The 21,799-nt window shown below is 61.0% G+C and carries 21 protein-coding genes; 9 read left to right on the top strand and 12 right to left on the bottom strand.

What is annotated here, in order from left to right; translation table 11 throughout:
* Positions 1-22 precede the first annotated feature (22 nt).
* From ABIB60_RS01530 to ABIB60_RS01515, 4 genes are all read right to left on the bottom strand, one after another.
* Positions 23-709, bottom strand: a complete 687-nt coding sequence (locus ABIB60_RS01530) for a response regulator transcription factor (protein WP_354577226.1) — start codon at positions 707-709, stop codon at positions 23-25.
* 121 nt (positions 710-830) lie between these two features.
* Positions 831-2,390: a glycine betaine ABC transporter substrate-binding protein gene (locus ABIB60_RS01525; RefSeq protein ID WP_354577225.1), complete on the bottom strand. Its 1,560-nt coding sequence runs from the start codon at positions 2,388-2,390 to the stop codon at positions 831-833.
* Positions 2,387-3,451, bottom strand: a complete 1,065-nt coding sequence (locus tag ABIB60_RS01520; protein ID WP_354577224.1) for an ABC transporter ATP-binding protein — start codon at positions 3,449-3,451, stop codon at positions 2,387-2,389. Before ABIB60_RS01520 ends, ABIB60_RS01525 begins: the two co-directional genes overlap by 4 nt.
* Before the next feature lie 64 nt (positions 3,452-3,515).
* Positions 3,516-4,922, bottom strand: a complete 1,407-nt coding sequence (locus tag ABIB60_RS01515; protein WP_354577223.1) for a T9SS type A sorting domain-containing protein — start codon at positions 4,920-4,922, stop codon at positions 3,516-3,518.
* A gap of 277 nt (positions 4,923-5,199) precedes the next feature.
* Here ABIB60_RS01515 and ABIB60_RS01510 point away from each other — a divergent pair, with 277 nt between their 5' ends.
* The 3 genes from ABIB60_RS01510 to ABIB60_RS01500 all read left to right on the top strand — a co-directional run bounded on the left by ABIB60_RS01510 (position 5,200) and on the right by ABIB60_RS01500 (position 7,912).
* A complete protein-coding gene (locus ABIB60_RS01510; protein WP_354577222.1) occupies positions 5,200-5,766 on the top strand; it encodes a phosphoglycerate mutase family protein in 567 nt (188 codons plus the stop codon).
* Between the two features lie 88 nt (positions 5,767-5,854).
* Positions 5,855-7,246 (top strand): M28 family peptidase, encoded by a 1,392-nt coding sequence (locus tag ABIB60_RS01505; RefSeq protein WP_354577220.1) that lies wholly within the window; start codon positions 5,855-5,857, stop codon positions 7,244-7,246.
* 123 nt (positions 7,247-7,369) lie between these two features.
* The gene (locus ABIB60_RS01500; protein ID WP_354577218.1) at positions 7,370-7,912 is read left to right on the top strand and encodes a 2'-5' RNA ligase family protein; all 543 of its coding nucleotides are present in this window, start codon (positions 7,370-7,372) and stop codon (positions 7,910-7,912) included.
* A gap of 67 nt (positions 7,913-7,979) precedes the next feature.
* Here the strand turns inward: ABIB60_RS01500 and ABIB60_RS01495 are convergent, their stop codons facing one another.
* Positions 7,980-8,213, bottom strand: a complete 234-nt coding sequence (locus tag ABIB60_RS01495) for an SICA family protein (protein ID WP_354577217.1) — start codon at positions 8,211-8,213, stop codon at positions 7,980-7,982.
* Positions 8,214-8,517: 304 nt separating this feature from the next.
* Positions 8,518-9,351, bottom strand: coding sequence for an OmpA/MotB family protein (locus tag ABIB60_RS01490; RefSeq protein ID WP_354577216.1), 834 nt, complete (start codon positions 9,349-9,351; stop codon positions 8,518-8,520).
* A 128-nt stretch (positions 9,352-9,479) separates the two neighbouring features.
* Between ABIB60_RS01490 and ABIB60_RS01485 the strand changes: the two genes are divergently transcribed.
* The 3 genes from ABIB60_RS01485 (at position 9,480) to ABIB60_RS01475 (ending at position 12,786) form a co-directional block, all read left to right on the top strand.
* Complete coding sequence (locus ABIB60_RS01485; protein ID WP_354577214.1) at positions 9,480-11,249, top strand: S8 family serine peptidase; 1,770 nt, start codon at positions 9,480-9,482, stop codon at positions 11,247-11,249.
* Positions 11,246-11,965 carry a hypothetical protein gene (locus tag ABIB60_RS01480; protein WP_354577212.1) on the top strand — a complete coding sequence of 240 codons (720 nt, stop codon included), beginning with the start codon at positions 11,246-11,248 and terminating at the stop codon, positions 11,963-11,965. The genes ABIB60_RS01485 and ABIB60_RS01480 overlap by 4 nt, the downstream gene beginning before the upstream one ends.
* Before the next feature lie 218 nt (positions 11,966-12,183).
* Positions 12,184-12,786 (top strand): hypothetical protein, encoded by a 603-nt coding sequence (locus ABIB60_RS01475; protein WP_354577210.1) that lies wholly within the window; start codon positions 12,184-12,186, stop codon positions 12,784-12,786.
* Between the two features lie 79 nt (positions 12,787-12,865).
* Here ABIB60_RS01475 and ABIB60_RS01470 read toward each other — a convergent pair whose 3' ends face one another.
* The 5 genes from ABIB60_RS01470 to ABIB60_RS01450 form a co-directional block, all read right to left on the bottom strand.
* A complete protein-coding gene (locus ABIB60_RS01470; protein WP_354577209.1) occupies positions 12,866-14,158 on the bottom strand; it encodes a DUF3570 domain-containing protein in 1,293 nt (430 codons plus the stop codon).
* Positions 14,159-14,246: 88 nt separating this feature from the next.
* Positions 14,247-14,447 carry a DUF4266 domain-containing protein gene (locus ABIB60_RS01465; protein WP_502915098.1) on the bottom strand — a complete coding sequence of 67 codons (201 nt, stop codon included), beginning with the start codon at positions 14,445-14,447 and terminating at the stop codon, positions 14,247-14,249.
* An 87-nt stretch (positions 14,448-14,534) separates the two neighbouring features.
* On the bottom strand, positions 14,535-15,578 hold the full coding sequence (locus ABIB60_RS01460) for an FAD:protein FMN transferase (protein WP_354577207.1): 1,044 nt from the start codon (positions 15,576-15,578) through the stop codon (positions 14,535-14,537).
* Positions 15,579-15,654: 76 nt separating this feature from the next.
* Positions 15,655-16,143 carry a thioredoxin family protein gene (locus ABIB60_RS01455; RefSeq protein ID WP_354577205.1) on the bottom strand — a complete coding sequence of 163 codons (489 nt, stop codon included), beginning with the start codon at positions 16,141-16,143 and terminating at the stop codon, positions 15,655-15,657.
* A gap of 315 nt (positions 16,144-16,458) precedes the next feature.
* A complete protein-coding gene (locus ABIB60_RS01450) occupies positions 16,459-17,793 on the bottom strand; it encodes a peptidoglycan DD-metalloendopeptidase family protein (protein WP_354577204.1) in 1,335 nt (444 codons plus the stop codon).
* Positions 17,794-18,068: 275 nt separating this feature from the next.
* Between ABIB60_RS01450 and ABIB60_RS01445 the strand changes: the two genes are divergently transcribed.
* The 3 genes from ABIB60_RS01445 (at position 18,069) to ABIB60_RS01435 (ending at position 20,730) form a co-directional block, all read left to right on the top strand.
* Complete coding sequence (locus tag ABIB60_RS01445) at positions 18,069-18,923, top strand: hydroxymethylglutaryl-CoA lyase (RefSeq protein WP_354577202.1); 855 nt, start codon at positions 18,069-18,071, stop codon at positions 18,921-18,923.
* 280 nt (positions 18,924-19,203) lie between these two features.
* Entirely contained in the window at positions 19,204-19,941 is a 738-nt protein-coding gene (locus ABIB60_RS01440; protein WP_354577201.1) for a (Fe-S)-binding protein, read from the top strand.
* A gap of 429 nt (positions 19,942-20,370) precedes the next feature.
* Complete coding sequence (locus ABIB60_RS01435) at positions 20,371-20,730, top strand: hypothetical protein (protein ID WP_354577199.1); 360 nt, start codon at positions 20,371-20,373, stop codon at positions 20,728-20,730.
* 137 nt (positions 20,731-20,867) lie between these two features.
* On the opposite strand, the gene dapA is transcribed toward ABIB60_RS01435, so the two are convergent.
* On the bottom strand, positions 20,868-21,737 hold the full coding sequence (gene dapA, locus ABIB60_RS01430; protein ID WP_354577198.1) for a 4-hydroxy-tetrahydrodipicolinate synthase: 870 nt from the start codon (positions 21,735-21,737) through the stop codon (positions 20,868-20,870).
* Positions 21,738-21,799 lie beyond the last annotated feature (62 nt).

The following is a 21,799-nucleotide window of genomic DNA, read 5'->3' as shown; positions in this document are numbered from 1 at the left end:
CGCAGCTTTAGATTCTCAACAATTAATTGTCTCCGATTACTCGATAGCCAATGCCGCGCACGGTTTCTAGAAAATCGGTGGGGGCGAACTGGGCCAGCTTCTTGCGAATGTTCTTGATGTGCACGTCGATGTAGTTGGAATCCGAATCATCTTCCAGCACATTGCCCCAGAGGTGTTCCCCCAGCTGCAGGCGAGTGAGTACCCGGTTCTTGTGCAGCAGCAGGTAGTGCAGCAGGTCAAACTCTTTCTTGGTGAGGGTTACATTCTGGTCGTGGAAGCGCAGGGTACGGCCGGTGGCATCCAGCTGAAAGCCGCTGCTAAATAGCAGTTCCTGGCGCTTCAGGCCAAACTTGCGGCGGGTAATGGCTTGCATTCGGCTTTGCAGCTCCAGCAATGAAAATGGCTTGGGCAGGTAATCATCGGCCCCCAAATCCAAGCCCTTCACCCGGTCGTCGATGGCGCCGCGGGCCGTAAGAATGATGAAGGATGCCTCCTGCCGCTCGTTGCGGCGGGCCTCCCGCAGCAAATCGAGGCCGTCGCCGCCGGGCAGGCCCAGGTCCAGCAGCACAAAGTCGTAGCTGTTCACGAAAATTTTCTCCGAAGCCTCGGCGTAAGTGTAAGCCGAATCAACGAGGTACTGGGACTGCAGCAGAAACTGCCGGATTTCCTGGTGGAGGCTTTTCTCGTCTTCGACAATGAGCACGTGCATAACAGGGCAGAATGGGCTGATAGATGCTGCAACATACGCACCGGCGCCATGAAGGGCCAATGAAGTTGGCGCGGCAGCTGCGTGGGCCTGGGCACCAGCGGGCCACCTCAGGGCAGGCAAATCAGCGCAGGTAACGGCTTAAATCGGAAATGCTGGCAATGCCCAGCTGCCGGGCCTGCTGGCGGCGCATGAGCAGGGCATACGTATTGTTGAAGCCCAGCGGGGCCAGCCACTCCAGCTGGTAGCGGCGTCGGTACTGCGCCCGTACGTACTGCAGCACTTTCTCCGGATCAGGGCCCAGGGAGTCGAGGACGGCGGCCGAGGGTTGCAGCACTACCAGCAGGCCGGTGCCAGTGTACTCGGGGTACATATCAATGGCGCCGGTGCGTAGGGCTTCGGCGCAGATGGTGGTACCGCCTAGGCCGGTTTTGGCCTCCACGCCCAGGTTGGTGTACCCCCGAATCAGGGCCGTGTACAGCTCCAGCAGAATGTACTGCTCGGCAAAGATTTTGGAGCCCAGCCGGATGGTGGGGCCCTGCACCGGCTGGGCTGGCCGCCACAAGCCGCGCTGCCTGAGGAACCGCAGCGCCACCGCCCGGGGTGTTTCGTGCAGGTAGTCAACCCGGTAATTCAGTTCCGTCATTACTGAGTCGGAAAGCTGCCCGGTAAGCCGGGCCAGGGCGGCACCGAGTTCGGGGTGGGCCCGCAGTACCTGCCGCCGGATAACCGGCACGGCCTGGTAGGGCGGAAATACGTGCTTGTCGTCGCGCAGGGTGAGCAGGTTGTAAGCCCGGATGCGGCCGTCGGTGGAGTAGCCGTCGATAACATCCACGTTGCCGTGGCGGGCCGCCTCGTACACCAATGCGGGGGCCAGCACCACCGAAGCCGGCTGCAGGCCGTAGCGCTGCTGCAGGCCCGGCAGCCCGTCGGAGCGCCCCACGAACTCGGGGCTGAAGCCCGCCAGCAGCCTACTGCCGGCCTGGGGCAGAAAATACAGGCCCACCAGCAGCACCAGCGCCAGCAACCCAACCCGGCCGGCTACCTGCAGGCGGCGGCCCCGCAGGCTCTGGAGGCGGGCCAGCACCACGTCAAACACCAGGGCCAGCAAGGCGGCCGGAATGGCCCCGGCCAGAATCATTGCCGGGTTATTGAGCGCAATGCCCCCGAAAATAAACTCGCCTAAGCCACCCGCCGCAATGTAAGCCGCCAGCGTGGCCACGCCCACGTTAATGACGGCCGCCGTCCGGATGCCGGCCAGCAGCACCGGCAGAGCCAGGGGTAGCTCCACCTGCCGCAGCACCTGCCCATCGGTGAGGCCCAGGCCGCGGGCGGCATCCACCACGGCCGCATCCACGCCCTGAATGCCGGTAAGCGTGTTGCGCACGATGGGCAGCAGGGAGTACAGGAACAGCGCCAGAATAGCCGGGCCCGGCCCAATGCCCAGGGCCGGAATCAGGAACCCGAGCAGGGCAATGCTGGGAATGGTTTGCAGGATGCCGGCCACGCCCAGCACCCAGGGCGCCAGCCGGGGCCGGCGCGTGAGCAGCAGCCCCAGCGGTACACCCACCAGCACACCCAGTACCAGGGAAGCCGCCGTGAGGCCGATGTGCTGGAGCGTCTGCTGCCCCAGCTTATCGGCCTGCGCCTGCCAGAAAGTAAGGAGTTCGGTGAGGATATTCATGCGGCCGAAAGCTGTTGCACCGCCCGGCCGAAAGCCGCCATGAGCGTAGCGTAGGTGAGCGGAATTGGCGGAGTATCCGGTCCGTTTTCCGGGGAGCTTACCCACACCGTTGGCTCCGGCAACGGCCGAGCCGCCGGCGCCGAAATCCGGCTAAGCAGCTCCAAAGCTTCTTGAACTGTTGCAGTAGATGGTAGAATGTTTGTGTCTGAATTATAACTGCTTATGCTATTTGAGTGCGCAGCTGAAAGCTCGGCTGCCAATACGTCAGCCAGCCGTAGCGTGCGGAGCTGCAGGCCCAGGCGTTCCGCCTCGAAGAACTCCCGCACAAACTGGGCGGCCGGCCGGAACAGTAGCTCCCGGGGCGTGCCCAACTGCTGCACCTGCCCGTGGTTGAGCAGCAGAATCCGGTCGGCCAGCTCGAAGGCTTCGGTTACGTCGTGCGTGACCAGCACCACCGTTTTGCGGCGCAGCTCCGGCAACTCCCGAAACTCGCGGCGGATGCTGCTGCGCGTGAGCGGGTCGAGGGCCCCGAAAGGTTCATCCAGCAGCACAATGGGCGGGTCGGCGGCCAGGGCGCGGGCCAGGCCCACCCGCTGCTGCTGCCCCCCCGAGAGCTGGTGGGGATACTGCCCGGCGTAACGGGCCGGCGGCAGGTGCAGGCGCGTGAGCAGCTCCGTGGTACGGCGGCTGATGTGGTCGGCCGTTTGGCCCAGTAGCCGGGGCACAATGGCCACGTTTTCGGCCACGGTGTAGTGGGGCAATAGGCCCACCTGCTGAATCACGTAGCCAATACCCCGGCGCAGCTGCTCGGGTTGCTGCTCGCGCACATCCAGGCCGTTGATGATTACGGTACCACCATCGGGTTCCACCAGGCGGTTGAGCATGCGCAGCAGAGTAGTTTTGCCGCAGCCGCTGGGGCCCAGCAGCACCAGGGTTTCGCCGGCCCCGAGGGTAAAGGAAATATCCTGCACCACGGCCAGGGAGCCGTAGCGGCGGGTGAGGTTGCGGGCCTCAATAACGGGCGGCGGCTGGGTCATCAACGGGTCAGGATAGACGTACATAAACGCAAAAGGCCCTCCCGGGCGGGAGGGCCTTCAAGATACTACCCGCCGAGGGGCCGGATGTTTATTCCTTCACTACTTTCAACACCACCGGCTGACCATCGACCTCTACTTTGGCCAGGTACAAGCCAGCGGGGAGGGCCGATACGTCGGTCAGCTCCAGCACGCCGGCCTGAGTAAGCTGCGCGCCGAAATTCCGGGTGTACACTACGCGGCCGGCCAGGGTAATCAGCTGCACGCTGGCCTGGGAGGGGGCCGGGCCGGTGCTGCTGACCAGTAGCTGCAGCTGCTCCCGGAACGGATTGGGGGCCGCCGTTACGCTGATGCTGCGCGCGGCACTACGGCCGGGGCTCAACGACAACACAGCGCTGTAAGAGCTGGTACCATCCTGGTCGACTTGCCGGAGGCGGTAGTAGCGGATGCCGCTTTGCGTGGTGGCGTGGCGGTAGGTGTAGCGGTGCGCTTGGCTGGAAGTACCGGCCGCGGCCACCTGGCCCACCGGCCGGAAAGTACGCCCGTCCTGGCTGGCCTCTACCTCAAAAGCGGCCGAGTTCAGCTCCTGGGCCGTGTGCCAGGTCAGGTCGGTGTACGTGGCCGCGGCCTGCCCCCCGAAGGACGTGAGCGTAACCGGGAGGGGCGGGTTGGAGAAGCTGGCCGTCTGGGTGTTGTAGGCCACAAACGCCAGGTCACTGTTGCCGCTCAGTAGCACCCGAAACTTGCGGATGGCGCCCACGTTGGCGCTGGTAATGCCGAAAGCACTCAGGTCGGCGGCCCAGAGGCGCAGGTCCCGGTCGGTTTGCCGAAACCCGGCCGTCAGGGACATGGGCCGCTCCGAGGCCTCGTAAAAGTCAGCTGTCCAGCTGCCTACCGGGGTTATACTGGTGAAGGTAACTGTTACCGTACTCCCAATTACCTGGTTGTTGGCATCCAGAAACTGGTACTGGTCCTGGGAACCGGCGGGGTCGGCAATCTGGGTTACCAGAATATCGGGCGTTCCGTCACCCAGGGCCGAGGTTACCACTTCCGAAATAGAGAAATCGAGGGTGCCGCTGGGCACGTTGGCCGCGCCTGTGCCCAGGTTCAGGCCGTTGCGGCCGTCCCGCAGGTAAAACGGAATATCGTTGGCCGGGGCCGGAGAGCTGGCGCCGTTGGCTACCTTGTCGTACAGTTCTCCCAGGCCTACTTTGGTGTTGCCGCCAACGTTGCCGCTGATGGCCAGCACCGGCAGGGCTTTAAACTGGCTGGGCGTAAATGCCAGCTTCTGAGCTTCCAGCAGAGCATCATCTACCCCGGTTGAGTACCGCACGTTGTTCAGCGAAAAAGCCAGTAAGTCGTGCGAGTTATTGGGTTTGGTGGCGTTTTTGGCGGTAGTCGAACTTTGCCAGAAGCCCCCGAAGCTGGTGACGACTTCCGTTACATTGTTGACGGATTGGGCGCGGGCGGTGAGGGCTCCCCCCAGAAGGGCAGCCACCAAAAAAGTACAGTTTCTTAACATAGGAAAAGGTAGAGGCAGGCGTGTAATCAGAGCGTAATTGGTTGCCACACAGAATAGTGGTGGCCGGGCAGGAGTAGGAGTGTGCAAAACTGGGTATTACTGCGGCGCCATCCAACCGGGCAGCTGAAATAACCCGGGAAATTTTTGCCCCACTTTCTGCGGGCGCCGCAAGCCGATATGTGCGGAAAGTCAGTTGCTTTGTAATCAGCCAAGGGTTGTCATGCTTTGGTGTAGAACCAACCATTTTCTGCTTATGAATACGCGTAGCCGTCTGTTGCTCGGTTTATTATCGTTGGTTGTGCTGCTGGTCAGTAGTAACTGCGGCCGTCAGGCCTGGCAGCGGCACTATGCCCAGGGCCTGGATACCCGCGTGTACATTGTGCGCCACGGCGAAAAGGAGCTGACGCCCGGCCTGGCCGACCCGCCCCTGACGGCGGCCGGCCAGCAACGCGCCCTGGCCCTGCGCGACTCGCTGAAGGACAACAGCATGCTGAGCGGCATTTTCAGCACGGCTACCACCCGCACGCGCAGCACCGCCCAGCCCCTGGCCGATAAGCTTAAGCTGCCGGTACAAACCTATGATGCCCGGCAACTGGCCGCCCTGGTCCGCCGCATCCGCCAGGAGTACCAGGGCCGCGCCGTGCTGGTGGTGGGCCACTCCAATACTATTCTGGAAACGGTGGAGGCCTTTGGGGCCGCCCGGCCCCTGGCCATCGTCGGGGACGGAGAATACAACTATCTGCTGGAGGTGCGTATCCCCCGCGACTCCACCCAGCAGCCTGCGGCCACGGCCCGCCGCTATGGCCCGGCTAACCCCTAGCACTCCTTCCTGGGCCGCTTAGCTGCAACCCAACCGCCATTTTTGCCTCTATGAGGCACTCTCGAGTCCCGCTATATTTTCTCTTTCTATGCGTTTTTCTTCCCTTGGCCGGGCACTTGGTCTGGCTACGGTCCTGGTGGCCACTGCGCCCCTGGCCGCCACTGCCCAAACCACCGCCGACTCCGTGGCCATCCGTAAGCTCTATGATGAGGCTCTGAGCCGCGGGCAGAGCTACGAAAACCTGCGTTACCTCACCGGCCAGATTGGGGGCCGCCTCAGTGGCTCACCCCAGGCCGAGCAAGCCGTGCAGTGGGGCAAGGTGGTGATGGAGAAAATGGGCCTCGACCGGGTGTATTTGCAGGAGGTGATGGTGCCGCGCTGGGTGCGCGGGGCCCCGGAAAAGGCGCAGGTGAAAGGCTCCAAAGGCAAAGGCCTGGCCCTGAACGTGTGCGCCCTGGGCGGCTCGGTGGGTACCAACGGCAAGCTGAAGGCTGAGGTAGTAGAAGTGCAAAGTATGCAGGAACTGGCCGCCTTGCCCGCCGAAAAAGTGAAGGGCAAGCTGGTGTTCTTCAACCGCCCCATGAACCCGCTTTATATCGAAACCGGCCGGGCCTACGGGGAGGCCGGTGACCAGCGCCGCAGCGGAGCCGTGGAAGCGGCCAAGCGCGGGGCCGTGGGGGCTTTGGTGCGCAGCCTGTCCCTGGCCCACGACGATTTCCCGCACACCGGCACCATGCGCTACGATGAGCAGGTAGCCAAGGTGCCCGCCGCAGCCCTCAGCACCAACGACGCCGACCGGCTTAGTCAGCTGCTCAAAGCCGATTCTAACCTGACCGTGGAGTTGGAAATGAGCTGCCAGCAGCTGCCCGAAACCAAAAGCTACAACGTGATAGGCGAAATCAAGGGCTCAAAATACCCCGAGCAGATCATCAGTGTGGGCGGCCACCTCGACTCCTGGGACCTGGGCCAGGGTGCCCACGACGATGGAACCGGCTGCACCCAAAGCATGGAAGTATTGCGCCTGCTAAAGGCTACGGGCCTGCGGCCTGAGCGCACGGTGCGTGCCGTGCTGTTTATGAACGAGGAAAACGGCGTGCGGGGCGGCAATAAGTACGCCGAGCAGGCCAAGGTCCTCGGCGAGAAGCACCTGGCCGCTATGGAGTCGGATGGGGGCGGGTTTACGCCGCGCGGCTTCTCCATTGAGGCGGAGCCCGCCGTGGTGCGCAAAATCCAGACCTGGCAGCCACTGTTCCGGCCCTACGGCAGTGGGGAGTTTGTGGCCGGCCACTCTGGCACCGACATTGAACCCCTCAAGGGGCAGGTGAAAGCCCTTATCGGCTACCACTGCGACTCCCAGCGCTACTTCGATATTCACCACACCGCCGCCGATACTTTTGATAAGGTGAATCGCCGGGAGCTGGAGTTAGGTGGAGCCAGTATGGCCGCCCTTATCTACCTGATCAGCAAGTACGGCCTCTAGCCCTACACGCCCCCGCCCTGAGTACCAACGCCCTGCCGCGTGGTGCCGTACTACTGCACGTACGGGTGCTACGCGGCAGGGCGTTGCTGTGGGGCACCCTAGAAACTCTCAACTGCCCACTACATGGAGCTTTACTTGGTTGCGCTGCTACTGCCCGAGCAGGTAAGCCAGCAGGTGTGGGCGCTAAAGCAGGAAGTGCATCAGCTCACCGGTAGCCGCAATGCCATCCGGTTGCCCCCGCACATCACCCTGATTCCGCCGCTGCGGCAGCCCCCTGAGTTTGCCGCGCAGGTTACCCGCCTCCTGGCGTCTTTCGCGGCTGCTCATCACGCCTGCCGCGTTCAGCTTCAGGATTTCAGGTGGTTTCAGCAGCGTACCTTATACGTGGCGGTTACGGAGGCGACGGAACTGCACGAACTACACGGGGCTCTGTACCAGCAATGCCAGCAGCAGCTACCGGTGCCCCAGCCGACTCGCCCGTTCGTGCCGCACGTTACCCTGGCTACCCGCGACCTGCCACCCGCCCAGGTACCCGCCTTGCGGGCGGTTTTCGAGGAGCGCCGGTTACATGCTCCGGCCGTACTGCAGCAGCTGGTGCTATTTCGCCACGATGGACGGGTGTGGCAGCGCGCGGCCGAATTCTACCTTCAGCCTATTGTAGCGTAACCCCTTACAACAGAACCGCCCGACTGCGAGCAGCCGGGCGGTTCTGTTGTATATAGGCGTAGCCGAATTACTCGGCGCTGGCGTTCTTTTTAGGGCGGCCGGGGCGCTTACCGGTAGTGCTTACGGCGCGAGGCTTACGCTCTTTCTTAACAATCTTATATTCGGGGTCCAGCATTTCATTGAGCTCCGTGAGCAACTCATTTACTTTTCCTACTTGCTTCCGAATTTGGGTGAGTAGGGCATCGTTATCCTCGGCGTTTGCCAGAATTTGTTGCAGTTTGTTTAAATCAGCAGTTGCCATGGGCGAGAAATTTATTTAGGGAGAAAAGTAAAGCTCAAATTTGAATATTTTTTTCTGTGATGACAAGCTTGTTTTCCGCTTATTCTTACTATCATCAACAATTAACGGCCAAAAAAGCCGCTGCAAAAGCAGTTGCGTTAAAGAGCACGTAGTTCTTAAAAAGAGTGATTTCGCATACGAGACTATGCGCCAGAAGTTGTAAACGGAGAAATTTTAGTTGCGCAATTATGCATAAGTAAAAAAGGAAGCAGCTACCTGAATCTACGGGCAGCTGCTTCCTTTTTTACTTACGCGTTAACTGTTCTTAATTCTGTTCCAGAATCTGGAATAGCTCATCCAGCTTTGGCGTAAGAATAATTTCGGTCCTTCGGTTAAGTGCCTTATTCATAGCGCCGTCGTTAGTGGCTATTGGGGCATATTCGGCCCGGCCAGAGGGGGTTACCTGCGCCGCTGGTAATCCGGCCTGGGTTAAAATCCGGGTAATTTCCGTCGCGCGTAACACACTCAAGTCCCAGTTGTCGCGCATGCCGGCCGTGCCTTTTGCAATGGGGACATTGTCCGTGTGGCCTTCTACCAGCACATTTACATCCTGATTTCCTTTCAGAGCAATGGCCAGCTTTGTGAGGGCCTCATGGCCTTTGGGGTCAACCTTGGTAGAGCCGGATTTAAACAGCAGCTGTTCGGAAAGCGAAACGTATACCTTTCCATTTCGCACGTTCACCTGTAAATCCTGGGCAGTAAAACCTAATAGCGCATCGCCAACTTTTTGCCGGAGTGCTTTCACGGCCGCATCTTTTTGATCAAGAATACGCTGCATATCCGCAATTCGCTGCTCCTTTCCCCGCAAATCGGCCGAGAGCTGGGAATTTTCTTGCTGGGCTCCGCTTAGGTTGGCATTCAGCTGGTTTACCTGCTGGCTTTTAGATAACAAACTCGTGCGAAGCGCCTCTTCATTCTGACTTTTTTCCTGCTGAAGTGCGGTTTTCTCGACCTGTAACTGGTCGCGCGAACGAGCTGCGTCGGTATATTGGGTTTGCAGCGCGGCGTATTTTTTCTGTGATACGCAGTTGGTAGCTCCAAGAAGCAGACCTACGCCGCACACTGCGTGTAAAAAGTGAGCTGAGAGGAAATATTTCATAGCAGAAATTAAAAGTGTACTGCTTGTAAGCGGGCAGTATAAGTTCAACGCTTGATTTGCCGGCGTAGTTACGGTATCGGTGTCAGAGGTTTAGAACGAGTTAAGAATCAATTTGCCGGGGGAGTTGAATGGTTTGTCGTATTTTGGTGCCCGCCCTATACTTCTTCAATTCTATTCGCTTGCGCTTTTACTACCTCGGTTTATTTTGGCTGTTCTCGTTGGCTGCTCAGGCTCAGGACTCGCCCGCTACGGCGCGCTACTGGGTGAGCTTCCGCAACAAAGCCGGCCAAACCTTCCGGCCGGCTGCCTATTTCAGCGCCCCGGCTCAGGCCCGGCGCCGGCGTCAGCACCTGCCCGCCGCCGACAGCACTGATTTTCCGGTGCGGCCCGATTTTCTGGCCCAGGTGCGCGCCACCACTGATACTATGACGCTGGTAAGCCGCTGGTTTAACGCGGTATCCTGCCGGGCCACGCCGGGCCAGGCCGAGCGGTTGCGCCACCTGCCGGGGGTGCGGAGTGTAGTAGCCTGGCCCGTTATGCCCATGCTGCCGGCTGGTAAAGCCGCCGCCCCGGCCCGCCCGCTCACGGCCGCCGACCGCTCGTTGGCCCGGCGGCAAACAGCTTCCTTGGGAGCCAAGGATTTTCAGAAAGCCAACCTCAGTGGGAAAGGCCTGCGCATTGCCATTTTTGACGTGGGCTTTAACGGAACTGACCAACACGCTGCGTTTGCGCACTTGCGGCGGCGGCAGGCTATTGTGGGTACCTACGATTTTTTGCGCCGCGCTCCCTTCGTGTACCAGGGCGGCAACCACGGCACGGAGGTATTGTCTTGCATTGCCGGGCAGCTGCCGGATAGCACCTACCTGGGGCTGGCACCCGGAGCCGAGTTTCTGCTGGCCCGCACCGAGCAGATGTACCGGGAGCGGTACGCCGAGGAGGAGGCGTGGCTGGCCGCCGCCGAGTGGGCCGACCGCAACGGAGCCGATATCATTAACTCTTCCCTGGGCTATACCGACCGGCGCTATTTTCCGGAGCAGATGAACGGCCGTACCAGCCTGGTGGCCCGCGCCGCCGAAATGGCGGTTCGTAAAGGCATACTGGTGGTAAACGCGGCCGGCAACGACGGCGACGACTCTAAGTGGCGCACGGTAGGTACCCCCGCCGACGGGGACTCGGTACTGGCCGTGGGCGGCCTCGACCCCGATACGTACCTGCACATTGACTTCAGCAGCTACGGGCCGGCTCCGGGCAAGCGCCTCAAGCCTAATGTAGCCGCGTTTGGGGCGGCGGTAGTGGCGTTGCCCGGTGGCTACACCCGCACCCAGGGCACTTCCTTCGCCAGCCCTCTGGTGGCGGGCTTTGCAGCCTGTGTCTGGGAAAAGCAGCGTAGCCTCACGGCTATGGAGCTGTTCCGGCAAATTCAGCAGGCCGGGCAGCTGTACCCGTATTTCGACTACGCCCACGGCTACGGGCTGCCCCAGGCCCGGGCCGTTCTGCAGGCGCGGCCACCGGCCGCCCCAACCTTCGATTTCGTCCGTCAGGATTCCACTCTGCGGGTTGTCATTCGGCCAGAGGCGGCGTTTGTGCCGGCTCGTACCTTGCCTCTCTTCGCCGATTCGGTGCAGGCAACCACTCCGGCCGGCGTGAAATCCGTCGCGCCAGTAGGGCAGGAGCAGGCCCAGGGCCCCCACCTTACGGAGCCAGATGAAGTAGTGGCCCCAGAGCTTCCCCACTACCTGTACTGGCAGGTACTGGACGCCGCCGGTCATCCGCTGCGCTACGAAGTGCTGGAAGTAACCCAGCGCGTGGTTTTGCAGGTGCCTCCGTACCAGTTTGAAGGTGAAAAAGCAGTTCGGGTGCATTACCGGGGCTATACCGCAACGTATCCGGCCAAATGAAGAGGACGCTACTATTAGGTGCATTAGCCACCGGCTGCCTGCTGCTACCCCAGGTGCAGGCCCAACGGGTGCTGCTGCGCGCCACTCCGGCCACCGACTCCATGGAGGTTGGGTACGGACCGAACCGGGCATTTTTTCAGCACCTGTTCCTGGGGTATGCGGCCGTAGCCGGCCGTCCCGCCGGCCCCGGCGCCGACTTACGGTACTGGGCATCCTCTGAGCCATTTGCCGGGGTGCGATATAAGTTTAAGCTCAGCAAGGCACTGGCCACGGGGTTCGATGTGCGCTATGCCCGGCTGGTATATTCGCTGGAGCAAAATAGCCGCAAGCAGCTGCCTACCGCCCAGCTTCACCAACAGGAGTCCATCGTACTTTCGCAGCTGCACTTGGAGCCGTACGTACGGCTTGGTTTCGGGCGTCGGGGCAATGTAATTGGGCGCTACCTGGATGTTAGCGGCTGGGGAGGCTGGGTAATGGCCTCCACGCACCGCACCCAAGACCAGCCCGGCCCAACGGGTAGCAAGCGGATAAACACCGTGGAACACGGCCTGGGCTACGTGCGCCGCTGGCCCTACGGGGTAGGGGCCCGGCTGGGGGCGGGGCGCTATGCTCTGCTGGGCCGCTACCGCCTCTCCGATACCTTTACGGCCTCAGCAAACCCTGCGTATGCGGAACTTCCGCGCTGGTTGGTGGGGTTTGAGCTGGGATTGTTTTAAATACAGTGAAAAAAGTGTGGTAAGTGCATCCCAAGGGGTAGTTCATCCCGTAAAAAGCCGCAGAGGCTATAGTGCCTAAGGCCTCTGCTCTGCTTCCCCACCGGCTAGTCGAGGCTCCTCCCTTCCACTCCTGATTTTGCAGGAAAATACGCTGATTCCGGCTACCACTGGTTTTTGTATTTTGCCGAACTGATTTGATGATGGCTCACTCCCCTTTTATGAAAAAGCTTGTACTCCCTGCCGTGGGGGCCTTGTTTCTGCTCCAGCTTGCTTCCTGTATCAATACCGAGCGGGAGGTAGGGACATCCAAGAACGCTGACCGGGTCTTCACGCCTTCGCCCGAGGCCAACCGGGGCCGTGTGTCGGAGCGCACCGTGTTGCGGACGGTGAATGCGGCGCATACCTTTTCCTCTACCAAAGCCAAGGACAATTTTGTGTTGCAGCTGCGCGGGCCCAAAATTGCTACTTCGCAGGCCTACTTCATGATCATCAGCCCCACCGGGGATACGCTCCGTAAGGAAGTGATGCCGGCCACCGCCCTCATCAACGAGCGGGACCTGGATGACCCCCAGGCGGCCACTTTGCGCGACAAGGAAATTGCCATTCTGCAGGGGATGAACAGCTTCTTCCGCGACGACCGGTTTGTGCAGCCCGCCGTGCCCCGCGCTGCCCCCCAGCCCCAGAATGTAGATGCTCAATCCTGGACTTCAGTGAAGGACGACGCCCGTGCTGTGGGTTTCGATTACCCCTCGGCCGATGGCCGGGAGCGGCGAGTGGCCTACTCTAAAAAGCTGGGCCGCGCCGTAGTTATTGCTGAGTAGGTACTTCGTTTAAGCGCTACAAAAAGCCCCGCCCGATACAGTATCGGGCGGGGCTTTTCGCTGCTTGGTGGGGCTGCCGCTACGGCATAGTAAAAGCCACATCGAAGCTGACCACGCTGGCGTGAAAGTCGATGTTGCGCTGGTAATAAGCGTAGCGCACGTCCAGGGACTTAAACTTGGCCACCTTGCGGCCACCAGCCCCGTTGCCGAACGGCGTTTTAAAGCGCGAAATGCCATACACCGGTGAGTAGCGCAGCCCCAGCCCGTACTTATTGGCCGAGAACTCCGACAGGTCGTAGTCGGAGGTGTAGAACTCGTCGGTGAGGCTGTGCTGGGCGTAGGGGGCGAAATACCGGGCGGCCGTTTGGGTGTGGTAGCGGTAGAAGGGGTACACCACAAAAAAGGGCGTCATCTTTAGGGGAGCTTCCAGCTCCAGAGTATGGGCCGTAATGCCGAAGTTGTCGTTGTAGAAACGGTAGAAGCCGCGTAGCTGCACTAGGTCGGAGGCGTAGTAGCTCACGCGCAGGCCCACTGGGTACTTGAAGCGGCGCTGGGGCAACTGCTCCACTTTCGGCGTGCTGGAGCCCTGAAAGTACACCCGATGGAAAGGGGTGCTCAGCAGCCCGTTCTGGTACACCAGCTCGGTGCTTACAGCTACCTGCAGCCGCTGGCTAATCACCTGCGAGTACACCAGGTTTAGGTTGTAGCTCTGGCGCGTATCGGTGGGCACCAGCATCTGGCCGGTGCGCAGCTCGGTGGGGTAAATCAACTTAGCCTTATCAAAAAACGCCTGCCCGGCCACGCTCAACTCCCGGTTGCCATCCCGGGAGCTTTTGGCCCACGAGGCGGCCACGTTCACCGAGAAGTAGTCGTACTCCTTCGACACGCCGCCGCCCACCCCAATAATGCGGTGTTTGGCCTTGTTCTCACGAGAATAGCCCAGGTCCACGTGGTAGCGGGCATCGTGGGAGGACGGCGTGGAGAGGTACAGCCCTTCTATGCCGTCAATCCGGTCGGTAGAAGCGGAGGCGTAGAAGTCGGCCCCGATGTTGGCCGTCAGGCGGCTGACGGTATCGAGGGGGATATTGAGGATGATGGTGGGCGTCACGTCGGTGAGCTGCTCGGTGCCCTGCCCGCCCTGCACAGCCCCGTGGGAGCCATCCTGCTGGTAGTAGCTACCGAGAATGTTCACCTCCGTCTCGCCAGGCGAGGCCGTGCTGATGTTAGTAGTGATAGGCGTAGCGGGCACGCCGGAGCCATCAATCCGGTTGGGCGTGGGGCCGCCCTGGGCCAGGGCCAGCCCAGGCAGTAGCAGCCCGGCGGCCGCCAGTAGCATCCGGCCACCACGGAAAATCGAGGAGAAGTATATCACAAAATAAGGGGAGTTGTGTAGAAAGGGGGCTTTAGGCTGTCATGCTTCGGCTCTGCTCAGCATGACGTTCTATAAAGCTTTTGGGTAGCTAATTGCAGCCGCAGCCACCTCCAACTTTGCCACCGTTAGCGCCGCCGGCTCCTTCCCGGTAGCTTTCAAAGTTGGTTTCGTACACTTCTACCCGCTTATTGACAAGCTTCATGTCCTCGTCGTTGAGGTAGATTTTCTGGTAAGCGGCCACCGATACGCAGCCCGAAAGGCTGGCCGCCGCGGCCAGTAGCCCGGCCAGCCCCAGCAAAGGGCGGCGTAGGCGCAAAAAAACAAGGGTTCGGTTCACGGGTGAGGGGAGCAAGAGGGCGAAGCAACAGGGCCACCGCTAGAGCCCCGGGGCGGCTGCGGTGGGCACTGGTTGGTTGTTGCGCAGGTAGCGCACCTGCATGTTTTTGGATACCAGCGTGCGGTTATCGTCGGTGATAAGCGTGCAGTCCACGCCTTTTAGCGTGTTGATGAAGGCCAGCCCGTCCACCGGGCCTTTTACAAACACAACCTCATCCAGACAGTCATCCAGCTCCACATCGGGGCAGATGATGGTGACGGAGCGTAGGCCAGTGGCGGGCAGGCCGGTGGTGGGGTTGATAATGTGGCCATACACCCGGCCGGCCGCGGTGAAATACTGCTCGTAGTTGCCGGCCGTCACCACGGCCACGTCGGTTACCTGCACCCAGGAGGAAATGCTGCCAGGGTGGTCCGGGTCGCCGATGGCCACGCGCCACAAGGAGCCGTCGGCCTGCCGGCCCCAGCACAGGATGTCGCCCGAGCCGTTGAGCAGGCCGCCTTTTATGCCGAGCGTATCCAGCACCAGCCGGGCCCGCCGGATGCCGTAGCCCTGCAGCACCCCGGCCAGATTCATTCGCATGCCTTTCTCTTTGAGCAGCACGGTGCGTTTGGTGGGGTCGAGCAGCACGTTGCGGTAGTTGATTCGGGCCACGGCAGCCTTCATCACCTCCAGCGCGGGCAGCGGGTGCTCCTGTCGGTCAAACTTATAAATCTTGTCGGCCGAAGCGAAGGTGATGTCGAAGGCCCCACCGCTCAACTCCGAAATGCGCAGGGTACGCTGAATCAGGTCGAACACCTCCTGATCCACCACCACCGGCCGCAGCCCGGCGGCGCGGTTGATTTGAGTAATCTGTGAGGTAGAATCCCAAAACGACATCAGCCGGTCGATGCGGCGGGTTTCGGCAATGGCGGCGTTGAGGGCGCTCCAGCCCAGCGTATCGTTATCGGCTACCACCGTATAGGTGAAATGGGAGCCCATTAGCCGGGCTTCCTTAGTGAAGTTGCGCGGATGACCGGGGGCGGCGCCAGCGGCCAGCGGCAGCAGGATCAGGAGCCAGAGAAGCTGAGGAAAACGCAGAGGCATAAAGGCAGCAGAACAGAGCAGAAAAAACGGCCGATGCCGCCGAAGAATTGGGCACCGGCTGCCGGTAAGCTACGGGCTATTTCTGCGCCAGCAGCGTGTTCAGATAGGTAGTGTAAGCCGTGGCCCCGCCGGCGCGGTAGCCGGTTTTGGCCAGCACCTTGCCCTCGGGTGAGATGAGCACGACTAGGGGGAAAGCGCCTTCCTTGTTCAGCTTGGCCGCGGCCTGTTCGTTCAGCTTGGTTTGCTCGGCCGGAAGTTTGTTTTTCTTACTGCGCGGGAAATCGAAGCGGGCCAGCACCAGCCTGCTTTGGGCGTACTGCTCAAACTCGGGCTTGTCAAACACTTCCTGCTTGAGCATGATGCAAGGCTTGCACCAGTCGGAACCCGAAAAAACGGCCAGCACGGGCCGGCCGGTAGCTTTGGCCTGCTGCAGAGCCGCATCGAGGGTGGTGTTCCAGGTGACGGCTGTGGTAGCTTGGACAGACCCGGGAGCCTGGGCGAAGGAAACGGGGGCGGAGCCGGTGAACAGCAGGAAAAATGCGGCGACAAAGAGGGGAGTACGCATCAGAAGGGCGGTCTTGAAAAAATAATAGAAAATCCTGCGCCGCGTATGGGGCAACCACCGTGCGGGGGTAAGAAAAACGCGGAACTGCTTCGTTGACAAAGCGGCCCCGCGTTCATTACTCCAATCACCGCATCAAACGTACGGCCCGGCGCATGAAGCCCAGATGAAGAAATAGGCAGATAAGGGAAAATGTATCGGACACGCCTCGGTCCGGAGGCCGTCGGGCCAGTTGTGGGTAGCTGACACCCAAACGGCCACGCCGCAACATCAGCTTGCGGGAACCGGCCCAACAGCTTGCTGCTGCGGACTTCAATCCTACACCGGCCGCACGGCCACCCAGCCAGTGCGACCATCGGCCTGCCGGATCAGGCGGTACCCTCCAAACTCGCCCAGTACCGACACGGCCGTTTGGGCGGGTAAGGACATGATAGCCGGGGCATCTGAAAGCGGGAAGGACCGTAGCTCGGCAACAGCCGATAAGTTTTCCTTGCGCAGAGGGGCGGCCGTTAGTACGGCTTTGGCCAGCACAAAACCGGTACGGCCCGCCGGCAGTTGCACCCGCAGCCACTCGGCCGAGGCTCCCAGCACCAACAGCGGCGTAGTGCGGGTAGCAGCGGCTGCTACACCCGCCGTGGTTGCGGGCATACGGCGCAGGTTCAGCTTGGCCTCGCGGGCCCGTACCCACTGGCCCAAGCGGGTGGGCAGCACTTTCGGGGCGGGAGCCAGCACGTCGGCCCGGCGCACGAAGGGAAACGGGTCCACGGCCCCGTTGCGGTAGATACCGAAGTGCAGGTGAGGTGGGGTAGTTTTGGCGTTGCCAGTATTGCCCACCAGTCCCAGCACGTCGCCGGGCTTCACTTGCTGGCCGGCCTGCACCAGCTGCTTATCCAGGTGAGCGTAGTAGAGGTGCTGGCCGTGGTCGGTGTCAGCGAGCCAGACCACGCGGCCCCCGCGCGGGGTTTCCTGCACCCGGGTAATGTACCCATTAGCGGCGGCCACGGCCGGGGTACCCCGCTGGGCGAAAATGTCGATGCCCTCGTGGCGGCGGGCCCCGCCGTCCCGGTCTACGCCCCAGAACGAGCCCACGGCTACATCCGACTTACCCCGGACCGGAAAGCCCAGGCTGGGCTCCCGCCGGATGCGCAGAGTGTAGCGCCCCCCGCGCAGCAACTCCGGCTGCACCCGCAGCAGGTGCTGGCGGTCGGCATCGGCCACGTAGCGGAAACTCAGGTCGGCGGTATCGGCCGAGGCTACGGGGCGCGGGGCCGTGCGGTCGGCGCTTAGCTCAAACGCATCCACGAACACCTTGGGCGCCTGGGTACCCGGGGCCAGGGTGAGGCTGATATGGATGGCCTCGCCCTGGCGCACCTGGTAGCGCAGGCCAGTGGCCACGGCCCGGTCGGCGGGGAAAAACCCTGCTTCCTGAAACGGCAGCTTTACCACCAGCGAATCCCGCAAAGCTTGGTCGGCGGCCCGGAGCCAGTCGCGGCCCAGGGCGGTTTCGGCTAGGCCGGCCTGCTTCAGCTTGTGGGCGTAGGCCTCGTGCGGGGTGCGGGCCTGAAAGATTCCTTGCAGCGTTTGGCTTTGGCTGCAAGCGGTAAGAAATAGGACAAACAGAACGGCGGGCAGAGCACGAAGGCGGTGCAGCATTGAACGGGGCTAGGTAGATAAGAACAGGTAATAGGATAAACCCCAGCCGCCGCGGAGTAGTTCTTTGGCAAGTGGTGAAGTTGTGAAAGGTGAAAGTGTGAATTGCTGGCCCTGTTGTTCTGCGTCTGGCTTCTGCCTGCGCAAAGGCCTGGTAGGTTCATGTATTGCACTGTCAAACGGCTCGTTATTATTATCTGAGCCTATTTGTGCTGTTCTGCATGACGCGGGTTCTTTCACAATTTCACAACTTCGCAACTTCACCACCCTTCCCACCCATGCTCCACCTTACCGAATGCCCCCGCGACGCCATGCAGGGCTGGCCCACGTTCATCCCTACCACCGACAAAATCAGCTACCTCAACGCCCTGCTGCGGGTGGGGTTCGATACGCTCGACTTCGGCTCCTTCGTGTCGCCCAAAGCCATTCCGCAGCTGGCCGATACGGCCGAGGTGCTGGCGGGCCTCGACCTAAGCCAATCCAAAACGCAGCTGCTGGCCATTGTAGCCAACCTGCGCGGGGCCGAAACGGCTGCCCAGCACCCGCAAATCCGGTTTATCGGCTTTCCCCTGTCCGTGTCCGAAACCTTTCAGCAGCGCAACACCAACAAGAGTATTGCCCAGGCCCTCGACGATGTGGCCCGCATGCAGGAGCTGTGCGCCCGCAGCGGCCAGCAGCAGGTGGTGTACCTGAGTATGGGCTTCGGCAACCCCTACGGCGACGCCTGGAGCCCGGCTGTGCTGGGCGAGTTCACCCAGCAGCTCGACGCCCTGGGCGTGGGCATTGTGGCCCTCTCGGATACCATTGGGGCCAGCACCCCGGCCACCATTGCCCCGGCCTTCCGGGAGCTGACGGCTGCCTACCCCCACATCCGCTTCGGGGCGCACCTGCACACCACGCCCGCCACCTGGCGCGAGAAGGTGCAGGCCGCCTACGAGGCCGGCTGCCGCCATTTCGATGGCGCGCTGGGCGGCTACGGCGGCTGCCCCATGGCGGCCGATGAGCTCACCGGCAACATGCCCACCGAGCGGCTTCTGGACTTCGCCGCCGAAGTTGGTGCCGCGCCGGAGCTGAGTCAGGAAGCCCTAACAGAAGCACTGGTGTGGAATCAGCGCATATTCGCGGGGCATTAGCTTTATAAGAAATGGTTGGAATAGAATTTTATAATCGTCACGCCACGAGGCTGACAATTTGGTTCGAGCCATATTGCCACGAAGTTGAGCTGAAGACAAATACCGAGTATAGAATTGAGTCTGCTGAACAAGAATATAGGCTTGAATTCGATGCTGATACCATTGTGCTATACATACAGTATGCTCTAAATTATCAGGTTTATAGTCGGCCTTACTCTCCAGAAGTAGGGAACCCACATGCCTGGGGTCCACTCAAAAACTACTCTTAACACAACACACAATGCCAGCCCCTCAAGTCGACCTGTTCATTCCCTGCTTTGTTGACCAGCTTTTCCCGCACACGGCCCTGAACATGGTGAAGGTGCTGGAGGCGGTGGGCTGTCAGGTGCACTACAACGCCAACCAGACCTGCTGCGGCCAGCCCGCCTACAACGCCGGCTATAAGGAGCAGAGCTGCGAGGTAGCTCGCAAGTTTCTCACTGATTTCCCCACTGAGCAGGAGCACTACATCGTGAGCCCCTCGGCCTCCTGCATCGGCATGGTGCGCAACACCTACGCCGATTTATTTGAGGGCACTCCCGACTCGGGCCGCTACCACGGGGTGCAGCGGCGGGCCTTCGAACTAACGGAGTTTCTGGTAGACGTGCTGGGCGTAAAGTCGATTCCGCAGGCCCGGCTCAGCGGCAACTACACCTACCACGACTCCTGCTCGGCCCTGCGGGAGTGCGGCATCCGGGAGGCCCCGCGCCAGTTGCTGGATGCTGTGCCGGACTTGAATCGGCTGGAAATGGCCGAAACCGAAACCTGCTGCGGCTTCGGCGGCACCTTCGCCGTGAAGTTCGAGGCCATATCGGTAGCTATGGCCGAGCAGAAAGTGGAACATGCCCTGGCCACCGGCGCCGACTACCTCATCAGCACCGACACGAGCTGCCTCATGCACCTCGACGCCTACATCCGCCGCGAGAAAAAGCCCCTCAAAACCCTACATGTGGCCGATGTGCTGGCTAGTGGTTGGTAAATCATAGGTGCACATGGATTTCTCGGCTTACATGGATTGCCCGGAAGATATATAAAGCTGTAAGTGAGACATAGCAAGCAACTATGGGTTTTGTGGCTAATGGTGTGGGCGGTAATAGGCTGCCGTCAGGAAGCACCCAAGATGCCAGCAACACAGGAAGGGCCTATTTACACTAGGAACAAGGAGTTCGTGTATTTGGTAACGCGCGATACAGCTGGCCAAGCTGCGGCGGTGGACACGGTAATATTAAAGTCAACGGGCCGTGTGTGGGACTCAGACTCTGCACAGAAAGTAATCCGCTGGATTAGCCGCAGGGATAATAGCACTAACTCCAGCGGAGTCAGGGAAAATACGGGCGGTGTCTGGATTCATCCACCGCGTTTCGGCCAGTACGCTATTCTGGAACTGAGCCCATTTCCGGAAATAAGAATGCCCTACACACAGGGGCGGGAATGGCACTGGGAGTTGGAGGTTGGCTCCCAGTGGTCGAGCTCAGCCTGGGCAATTTGGCAGGGCAACATGCTGGTCAAAACCAGGTACCGGACAGTGGGCGAGCAAACCGTCGCTACGCGGCTCGGCCGCCTTACCTGCCAACGAGTAACGGCCGTGACCCGCTGCGCCCAGGGCCGCTCAACGCTGGATGTGCTGTTTCACCCGCGCTACGGCTTTGTAGTGCTGAACTACGTCACTATCGACGGTAAACGAATGCGGTTTGAACTGGTATCGGCGGGCGTAACCAATCAGTTCAATGGGACTGAATATTTCGGACAGAATCTCCCCGATTTCTAATTGTAGTACATGTGCTCCAGCTTTGCAGTAAATAGCATCAAAAAACACCCTGACGTGCGTTGGTCACATCAGGGTGTTTTTACTTTGGCCTTGCAGGGGCGACGCCGTTTACTTCACTGCTATGGCACGATGCGTAGCTACACCAACTTCCTGACACGTTCCTTCAATCCCTCCGAGCCTTCTACCAGGGGCAGGCGCACGGCGTCGGCACACAAGCTTTGGGCGGCTAGGGCGGCTTTTACGCCCACGGGGTTGCTTTCCTCGTACATCAGCGGGTTCAGATCAGTGAAGCCGAAGAGCAGGCGGCTGGCTTCCTGGAAGTCGCCGGCCAGGGCGGCGCGGGTCATGTCGGAGAAACGGCGGGGGAGGGCATTGGCCAGCACCGAGATGATGCCCACGCCCCCGAAGCTGATGAGCGAGGTGGTCATCATATCATCACCCGAAATCAGCAGGAAGTCGGCGGGCTTGGCGGCGGCAATGGCAATGCACTGCTCCAGGTTGCCGCTGGCTTCCTTGATGCCGATGATGTTGGGGTGCTTGGCCAGTTCCAGGGTGGTAGCGGCCGTGAGGTTGGAGCTGGTGCGGCCGGGCACGTTATAGAGCAGTACTGGCACCGGCGAAGCATCGGCCAGGCGCTGGTAATGGGCAATGATGCCGCGCTGGCTGGGCTTGTTATAGTGGGGCGAGGCCGAGAGCAGGGCCGCAATGCCGGAAAGGTCGGTGCTGCGGATGGTGCGCTCCACGGCGGCCGTGTCGTTGCCACCAATGCCGTACACCAGCGGCACGCGGCCGGCTACGTGCTCCTTGGCGACGCGCAGAATTTCCGCTTTTTCCTCGGTGGTGAGGGTCGGCGACTCGGCGGTGGTGCCGTTGATGACGAGGTATTCTACGCCTCCATCAATGGTAAAATCAATGAGGCGGCGCAGGGCCGCGTAGTCCACGGCGCGGTCGGGGGTGGGAGTGAAGGGGGTGACGAGGGCGACGCCGGTACCACGAAGGTTGTCCATGCGAAAAATTAGCGGTTGATTTGTAGAGGGAAGTCCTGGGGCGAAGATACAATGCCCTTGCC

Origin of the sequence: Hymenobacter sp. UYP22, assembly GCF_040547285.1 — a bacterium.
GTDB lineage: Bacteria > Bacteroidota > Bacteroidia > Cytophagales > Hymenobacteraceae > Hymenobacter.
Note: the sequence above shows the minus strand (reverse complement) of the source record. Positions and strands in the feature narration are given on the sequence as shown.

Coding starts and splice junctions, on each gene's coding strand:
- ABIB60_RS01480 (WP_354577212.1), top strand. CDS start 11,246: ATGAAGAGGACGCTACTATTAGGTGCATTAGCCACCGGCTGCCTGCTG.
- dapA (WP_354577198.1), bottom strand. CDS start 21,737: ATGGACAACCTTCGTGGTACCGGCGTCGCCCTCGTCACCCCCTTCACT.
- ABIB60_RS01490 (WP_354577216.1), bottom strand. CDS start 9,351: ATGAAATATTTCCTCTCAGCTCACTTTTTACACGCAGTGTGCGGCGTA.
- ABIB60_RS01510 (WP_354577222.1), top strand. CDS start 5,200: ATGAATACGCGTAGCCGTCTGTTGCTCGGTTTATTATCGTTGGTTGTG.
- ABIB60_RS01475 (WP_354577210.1), top strand. CDS start 12,184: ATGAAAAAGCTTGTACTCCCTGCCGTGGGGGCCTTGTTTCTGCTCCAG.
- ABIB60_RS01460 (WP_354577207.1), bottom strand. CDS start 15,578: ATGCCTCTGCGTTTTCCTCAGCTTCTCTGGCTCCTGATCCTGCTGCCG.
- ABIB60_RS01450 (WP_354577204.1), bottom strand. CDS start 17,793: ATGCTGCACCGCCTTCGTGCTCTGCCCGCCGTTCTGTTTGTCCTATTT.
- ABIB60_RS01455 (WP_354577205.1), bottom strand. CDS start 16,143: ATGCGTACTCCCCTCTTTGTCGCCGCATTTTTCCTGCTGTTCACCGGC.
- ABIB60_RS01435 (WP_354577199.1), top strand. CDS start 20,371: ATGCCCTACACACAGGGGCGGGAATGGCACTGGGAGTTGGAGGTTGGC.
- ABIB60_RS01520 (WP_354577224.1), bottom strand. CDS start 3,451: ATGTACGTCTATCCTGACCCGTTGATGACCCAGCCGCCGCCCGTTATT.
- ABIB60_RS01485 (WP_354577214.1), top strand. CDS start 9,480: ATGGTTTGTCGTATTTTGGTGCCCGCCCTATACTTCTTCAATTCTATT.
- ABIB60_RS01500 (WP_354577218.1), top strand. CDS start 7,370: ATGGAGCTTTACTTGGTTGCGCTGCTACTGCCCGAGCAGGTAAGCCAG.
- ABIB60_RS01525 (WP_354577225.1), bottom strand. CDS start 2,390: ATGAATATCCTCACCGAACTCCTTACTTTCTGGCAGGCGCAGGCCGAT.
- ABIB60_RS01495 (WP_354577217.1), bottom strand. CDS start 8,213: ATGGCAACTGCTGATTTAAACAAACTGCAACAAATTCTGGCAAACGCC.
- ABIB60_RS01505 (WP_354577220.1), top strand. CDS start 5,855: ATGCGTTTTTCTTCCCTTGGCCGGGCACTTGGTCTGGCTACGGTCCTG.
- ABIB60_RS01445 (WP_354577202.1), top strand. CDS start 18,069: ATGCTCCACCTTACCGAATGCCCCCGCGACGCCATGCAGGGCTGGCCC.
- ABIB60_RS01440 (WP_354577201.1), top strand. CDS start 19,204: ATGCCAGCCCCTCAAGTCGACCTGTTCATTCCCTGCTTTGTTGACCAG.
- ABIB60_RS01530 (WP_354577226.1), bottom strand. CDS start 709: ATGCACGTGCTCATTGTCGAAGACGAGAAAAGCCTCCACCAGGAAATC.